The organism is Vreelandella aquamarina, from assembly GCF_900110265.1.
Classification (GTDB): Bacteria; Pseudomonadota; Gammaproteobacteria; order Pseudomonadales; family Halomonadaceae; genus Vreelandella; species Vreelandella aquamarina.
In genome coordinates this window covers 49,026-55,501 of the sequence record NZ_FODB01000021.1, presented here as the reverse complement: position 1 = coordinate 55,501, position 6,476 = coordinate 49,026, and the positions used below count along the sequence as shown (strand labels likewise).

Sequence of the window (6,476 nt, the reverse complement as noted above, 5' to 3'; positions counted from 1 at the left end):
GTCGCGGCGGAAGTTCTCGACAGCGTCATAGTCGCTCATGCCCAGACACAGCAGGCCCAGGTAGCTCTTGATCACGTCACTGGTGCGCATGCCCAGCGTGGTGGGGAAGCGGCTGTCGATGCTGTCGACGCCAGCGATCTCGAAGCATTGCCCGATGATGGACAGCCCGGCGTGGCTGGTGAGGGTGCGGCAACTGGCGCGGAACTTTATGTTGGGCATGGCACTGTCTGGGTGAATGGCGATAATGGCTATATTGCCATGCAGGTCAGTGGGTTAGAAGTGCTTCCGGGGGCCGGTCTCACGGATTCAGGAGGTCATGAAGTACGGCAATTTTTGGAATATCTGGCAATCGAAAGGCACGTGGCAGCGGCTACACAGAATCAAGCACTCAATGCCATCGTCTTCCTTTATCGCCATGTGCTGGACCAGCCGCTTGGCGAGATTGGTCAATTTAGCCGAGCTAAGCGCCCTCAGCGCTTACCAGTGGTGCTTTCCCATCAGGAAGTAATGGAGGTATTTCAGCACTTGTCTGGCTCTATGCTTCTCATGGCCTCACTTATGTACGGCTCAGGTTTACGTGTCTCCGAAGCTTGTCGGCTTCGCGTCAAAGATATTGATTTCTCAAGGCAAATCATCACGGTGTATGCAGGCAAAGGCAACAAAGACCGCACCACGCTACTGCCGCCTTCTTGCGTCCAGCCATTACATACGCATATACAAATGGCAGAACAACAACTGAACGCTCGCCTTGAAGCCAACGCTACTCCTGTGTCACTGCCATATGCTCTGGACCGTAAATACCCGAACGCGGGTATTTCACTTGCATGGCAGTGGCTTTTCCCTTCCTCTAGGCCTTGCTTCGATGAGAGGGGGCGCGTCGTTCTACATCACATTCATGCCTCTGCCGTCCAAAAAGCCGTCAAATATGCCATGCGCTCATCTTCTTTAACACGCCCTGGCTCATGCCACTCTTTGCGGCACAGTTTCGCCACTCAGCTACTAAGCCAAGGTACTGACATTCGCACTGTTCAAGAGCTGCTGGGCCATAAAAGTATCGAGACCACCCAAATATATACCCATGTGCTAGGCAATGGGTTTGCGGGTGTCAGAAGTCCATTGGGTTAGTGAAGGGCAGTTATGCTTCCATGAACCCCGTGTGTTCGATCAAGCTAACGCCCCTTGCATCTCCCCCTCTCGCCTCCTACACTGCGCTGAATACTGCTTGACGGGGTGCCGGTGGAACCGGCTGAGATCGCTATACGGCTGGCTGCTGCAGCAAGTCGTCACGGCGGGGCCCGTTGAACCTGATCCGGCTAGTACCGGCGTAGGAATCAAGCGGTGGTTGGGGTGCGCCGTGTTCACCTGATACCTTGCCCCAACTCACTCTCCCTTCGCCCGTGCGCCGGTTCGCTGTACCACCGGAGGCATCCAATATGGGCTACCGCTTTACCGATCTCACCACCGCTTGCGAGCAAGATTGGCGCGCGTATATCGAGCACGATTTCGTGCACCAGCTGGGCAACGCCACGCTGCCTGAGGCATCGTTTCGCCACTACCTGAAGCAGGATTACCTGTTCTTGATCCACTTCGCCCGTGCTTACGCGCTGGCCGCCTACAAAAGCCCCACCCTGGCGGATCTACGCCAAGCCCACGAAGGCATGAAAGCCATCGTGGATGTAGAGCTGGGCCTGCACGTGGGCTTTTGCCAGGAGTGGGGGATTTCCGAGCAGGAGCTTGCCGAACTCCCCGAAGCCCGCGCTACGCTGGCCTACACCCGCTATGTGCTGGATACCGGCAACCGCGGCGACCTGCTCGATTTGCACGTGGCGCTGGCCCCGTGCCTAGTCGGCTATGGCGAAATCGCCAACTGGCTGAACGCGCAGCCTTCCACGCTGCGCGGCGCGCAAAACCCGTTTGATGCCTGGATCGCCATGTACGAAGGCGAGGAGTTCCAGGCCGCCATGCAGGCGGAGCTTGCGTGGCTCGATGCCCGCTTGGCGGATGTCACCCCCGCCCGCTTTGCTGAGCTAAGCAAAATCTTCCGCGATGCCACCCGTCTGGAAATCGACTTCTGGCAGATGGGTTTAGACCTTTCTGAATAATCTCCTACAACATAGAGCAACCGTCATGACCAAGACCGTCAAAAGCAACACCGCACACTTTTTAGCCGAAACCGCCCAGGTCGATGCCGCCGCCGTGGCGCCGCTGCCCGGCTCGCGCAAGGTGTATGTGGAAGGCTCGCGGCCAGATATTCGCGTGCCGTTTCGGGAAATCACTCTCTCGCCCACCAAAACCAGCGGCGTGGATGAACAGAACCCGCCGCTGCTGGTGTACGACACCTCCGGCCCCTACACCGATCCCAGCGCCAATATCGATTTGCGCCAAGGCCTGCCGGAGCTTCGCCGGGCCTGGATCGAAGAGCGCAACGACACCGAGTTTTTGGATGGCCCTACCAGCCAGTACGGCCAGCGCCGCGCCAACGACCCCACCCTTGCCCAGCTGCGCTTTGATTTGACCCGCACACCCCGCCGCGCGAAAGCAGGCAAGAACGTGACCCAGCTGCACTACGCCCGCCAGGGCATCATCACGCCGGAAATGGAGTTCATCGCCCTACGGGAAAACCAGCGCCGCCAGGCGTTGGGTACGGCGGAGGTGGAGCGCATTCTGGGCCATCAGCATGCAGGCCAGAGCTTTGGCGCCAGCCTGCCCAAGGAGATCACGCCGGAGTTCGTGCGCGATGAGGTGGCCCGTGGCCGGGCGATCATTCCCAACAACATCAACCACCCGGAAAGCGAGCCGATGATCATTGGCCGCAACTTCCTGGTGAAGATCAACGGCAACCTGGGCAACTCGGCGGTCACCTCTTCCATCGAAGAGGAAGTGGACAAGATGACCTGGGGCATCCGCTGGGGGGCGGATACCATCATGGATCTCTCCACCGGCCAGAACATCCATGAAACCCGCGAGTGGATCATCCGCAACTCGCCGGTGCCGATTGGCACGGTGCCCATTTATCAGGCACTGGAGAAGGTCAACGGCATTGCCGAAAACCTCACCTGGGAGATCTTCCGCGATACGCTGATCGAGCAGGCGGAACAGGGGGTGGATTACTTCACTATCCACGCCGGGGTACTGCTGCGTTACGTGCCGCTCACCGCCAACCGCGTCACCGGTATCGTCAGCCGTGGCGGCTCCATCATGGCGAAGTGGTGTTTGTATCACCATCAGGAGAGCTTCCTGTACACCCACTTCGAAGAGATCTGCGAGATCTGCAAGCAGTACGATGTGGCGTTCTCCCTCGGCGACGGCCTGCGCCCCGGCTCGATTGCCGATGCCAACGATGAAGCGCAAATGGCGGAGCTGAAAACCCTCGGCGAACTCACCCACATTGCCTGGAAGCACGATGTGCAGGTGATGATCGAAGGCCCCGGCCACGTGCCCATGCACCTGGTGAAAGAGAACATGGACAAGCAGCTGGAGTACTGCGACGAAGCGCCCTTCTATACGCTTGGGCCGCTGGTGACGGATATCGCCCCCGGCTACGACCACATTACCTCCGGCATTGGGGCGGCGATGATCGGCTGGTTTGGCTGCGCCATGCTCTGCTACGTGACGCCGAAAGAGCACTTGGGCCTACCCAATAAGGACGACGTGAAAACCGGCATCATCACCTACAAGATTGCCGCCCACGCGGCGGATTTGGCCAAGGGCCATCCGGCGGCGCAGCGCCGTGATAACGCGCTCTCTAAAGCGCGCTTCGAATTCCGCTGGGAAGACCAGTTCAACCTGGGCCTGGACCCGGACACCGCCCGGGAATTCCACGATGAAACCCTGCCGAAGGACTCCGCTAAGGTGGCGCACTTCTGCTCTATGTGCGGGCCGAAGTTCTGCTCCATGAAGATCAGCCAGGAAGTGCGCGACACCTACCGCGACCGCACGCCGGAAAACGCCAGCGAAAGCGATGCCGAAGCGGTGAAACGCGGTATGCAGGAGCAGGCGGAGAAGTTCCGCCGGGAAGGCAGCGAGCTGTACCAGGAGGTGTAGCCCTGTGACACCCCAACCGGAGCCATGGGCTCCGGTTGTTCCTTTTGCGCAACAAGCATCACTTTTTCTTCTTGTTCTTCTTGGCCCCTTCCTTGGCATCGCCTTTACCTTTTTGCAGTTCGCCTTTGGCTTGCTGGGCTTTGCCTTTGACTGCGGCTTTGCTGCTGCCGGTGGCCTTACCGGCGGCTTCTTTAGCTTTCCCGGCGGCTCTTTTCAGCGTAGTCCGTCGTTAAAAATCACCTCAACTACTTTTCGAGCAGGCGAGTAGGTTCCCAGCGGTTGAGCAGATAGTGCAGACAAATCATCACCGATAGCGTGCCGATCAGCGCTATGCTCATGGACGAAAAGCGATACAGCGCGCTGTAGACCAAGTCCTGCTGTGGCCCCAACGACTGGCCGAACAGAATGCCCATGGTGGTGAGCCCGCCAAACCCGATGCCGGAACCGCCGCCTTCCAAGATGTGCTCCCGCGCAAACAGCATCAAACCCAGCCAATAAAGCAGAATCACCAGCACAAAGTGGTGGCTTTGGGTGTAGAGCGCCAGCTGCATCACCAGCGCGAGGTTACAGCCCAAGAGCGTGCCCACCGCGCGCTTGGCCGCCGACACCTGCGCGCCAAAGTAGCCCAGCGTAAACAGAATCAAGATGGTGGCCATTTGCGCCGAGAGCGACCCGCGCAGATCGAGCACCTGAAACACTACGAACGAAAGCGTGGCGGTGATGCCGCCAATCAGGGTTTCATGGCGGATTTGCGCCGTCGATTTGCTGCCTCTGGGTGGCGGTTGGCGGGGTTCCCTATCGGGGAACAGGGTGTACATCAGCATGGCGATGAACACCGCCAGCACACTGGCCATGAGGTTGCTGGCCAACAGGTCGCTCAAATCCACACTGGGGTAGCTGGCAAAGTGCAGCAGTATGCTGAGCGTCAATACTCCGTTGGCACCAAACAGAAACAGCGGGCCTTTGGCCATTAAGTTGAAACGCAGCAAAAACAGCCCCAGCACTACCAGCGTCATCACCACGGGCATGTGTTTTAACAGCCCGACCACCAGGCTCACCTCCAGCACGTTGAGGCTCACGTTGGAGAGAAACTGGCGAATGATCGAGCCATTCAGCACCGGCACCAACCCCAGCAAGAACATCGGGAATACGGTAAAGAAGACGCCGTAATTCCAGCCCATCAATTGGCTGATGATGAACCCCAAGGTGCCGCCGCCCGCGACCCGCAGGCACTGGCGCAGTCCGTTTTGGCTAAGTCCGTTCTGGCTAAACCCATTCTGACTGAGCGCCGAGGAAGCGGGCACTGAGCGCGTAGCGGATGTTCCCGTACGCGCACTTGATTGAGTAGGCGATTTAGTAGACATAATGAAGCCAGCTCACGAGCCGAGCCTGCAGCCAGGCAAACGGCTTGGCCAGCGCGTGCTCGCCGGGCACTAGCTGCACCGTGGCCCGCGCGCCGCTGGGCGGAAGCTCGTCCAAAGGCTCGTCCAGCGTGATGTGAATACGCACCCGCTGGGCATCGCGCACCCAGCGGTCGGAGGTCGGAATGTCCACCAGCTGCCCGTCGGCCACTTGCTGCCCTTCCCGCACACCGGCATCGAACGCGCTCACGTGGCCTGCCAACAGTCGTCCCGGCAGCGCATCGAACACCACCGTTGCTTCGTCGCCTTCCTTCACGTGGCGCAAGCTTTTCTCGCGAAAATCGGCCACGACGTCGACACGGCTGGCCACCAGCGCCACGGCGGGCTGGCCGGCCTGTACGTAATCCCCCGGCTGTAGCTGCAGGTTGGTGACTTCGCCCGCCTCCCGCGCTCTTACCGTGGCACGGGCCACGTTTAACTCGGCTTGGGCGAGCGCATTGTCGGCCTGGCGCAGCCGCAGGTTGGCGTCGCCCTCTTCACCTAGCTGCACTTCTAGGCTATCGATTTGCGCGCGGGCAAACGCCACGGCAGCTTGGGCCGTATGCTCGGCGGCCACTTGCTGCTCGTACTGCTGGCGGGAGATGCCCTGCCGCCCTAACAACGCCTCAGCGCGGTGGCGCTCACCGCTGCGCTCTTCGAACGTGGCTTGAGCTGATGCCAGCGAGGCTCGCGCCGCCGCCAATTCGGCGGTTAGCCGAGCGTTCTCCTGCTCGGCCTGCTCGCGATTCAGCGCAGCCTGCTGGCGTGCCAGCTCGAACGGCGTCGTATCTAGCTGAAACAGCACATCGCCCGCGTTCACCCGCTGATGGTCCCGCACCACCACGTCTTTCACCGGCGCGCTGAGCTCCGGCGCAATACGCGTCACGGGCCGCATCGCGCGCGCTTCCGGAGTCATGGGCATAAAGCTATCGGCGAGTAAGAAATAGACGAACAGCACTACAAACGCCGCCAGGGCTATTTTCACCCAGCGGGTAAATCGTTGATCAGGGGTCATGGGTATTACTCGTTCAC

Annotated in this window: 6 protein-coding genes, 1 pseudogene and 1 riboswitch; of the genes and pseudogenes, 4 read left to right on the top strand and 3 right to left on the bottom strand. The window is 59.9% G+C overall.

What is annotated here, in order from left to right:
* A pseudogene (locus BMY49_RS07685) lies at window positions 1-219 on the bottom strand (IS1380 family transposase); the annotation flags it as partial.
* Between the two features lie 12 nt (window positions 220-231).
* Here BMY49_RS07685 and BMY49_RS07680 point away from each other — a divergent pair.
* From BMY49_RS07680 to BMY49_RS18245, 4 genes are all read left to right on the top strand, one after another.
* A complete protein-coding gene (locus BMY49_RS07680) occupies window positions 232-1,125 on the top strand; it encodes an integron integrase (RefSeq protein ID WP_244154935.1) in 894 nt (297 codons plus the stop codon).
* A 91-nt stretch (window positions 1,126-1,216) separates the two neighbouring features.
* A riboswitch (TPP riboswitch) is annotated at window positions 1,217-1,348 on the top strand.
* 85 nt (window positions 1,349-1,433) lie between these two features.
* Window positions 1,434-2,102 carry a thiaminase II gene (gene tenA, locus BMY49_RS07675; RefSeq protein WP_089675344.1) on the top strand — a complete coding sequence of 223 codons (669 nt, stop codon included), beginning with the start codon at window positions 1,434-1,436 and terminating at the stop codon, window positions 2,100-2,102.
* 25 nt (window positions 2,103-2,127) lie between these two features.
* Window positions 2,128-4,044, top strand: coding sequence for a phosphomethylpyrimidine synthase ThiC (gene thiC, locus BMY49_RS07670; protein WP_089675343.1), 1,917 nt, complete (start codon window positions 2,128-2,130; stop codon window positions 4,042-4,044).
* Between the two features lie 4 nt (window positions 4,045-4,048).
* A complete protein-coding gene (locus BMY49_RS18245; protein ID WP_457853252.1) occupies window positions 4,049-4,312 on the top strand; it encodes a hypothetical protein in 264 nt (87 codons plus the stop codon).
* Here the strand turns inward: BMY49_RS18245 and BMY49_RS07660 are convergent.
* On the bottom strand, window positions 4,290-5,348 hold the full coding sequence (locus BMY49_RS07660; protein WP_058575968.1) for a DUF2955 domain-containing protein: 1,059 nt from the start codon (window positions 5,346-5,348) through the stop codon (window positions 4,290-4,292). The genes BMY49_RS18245 and BMY49_RS07660 overlap by 23 nt on opposite strands.
* Before the next feature lie 49 nt (window positions 5,349-5,397).
* The gene (locus tag BMY49_RS07655) at window positions 5,398-6,459 is read right to left on the bottom strand and encodes an HlyD family secretion protein (RefSeq protein WP_044629023.1); all 1,062 of its coding nucleotides are present in this window, start codon (window positions 6,457-6,459) and stop codon (window positions 5,398-5,400) included.
* Window positions 6,460-6,476 lie beyond the last annotated feature (17 nt).

Excerpts from the sequence above, each read along its gene's own strand:
- tenA (WP_089675344.1), top strand. The coding sequence starts at position 1,434 with ATGGGCTACCGCTTTACCGATCTCACCACCGCTTGCGAGCAAGATTGG.
- thiC (WP_089675343.1), top strand. The coding sequence starts at position 2,128 with ATGACCAAGACCGTCAAAAGCAACACCGCACACTTTTTAGCCGAAACC.
- BMY49_RS07655 (WP_044629023.1), bottom strand. The coding sequence starts at position 6,459 with ATGACCCCTGATCAACGATTTACCCGCTGGGTGAAAATAGCCCTGGCG.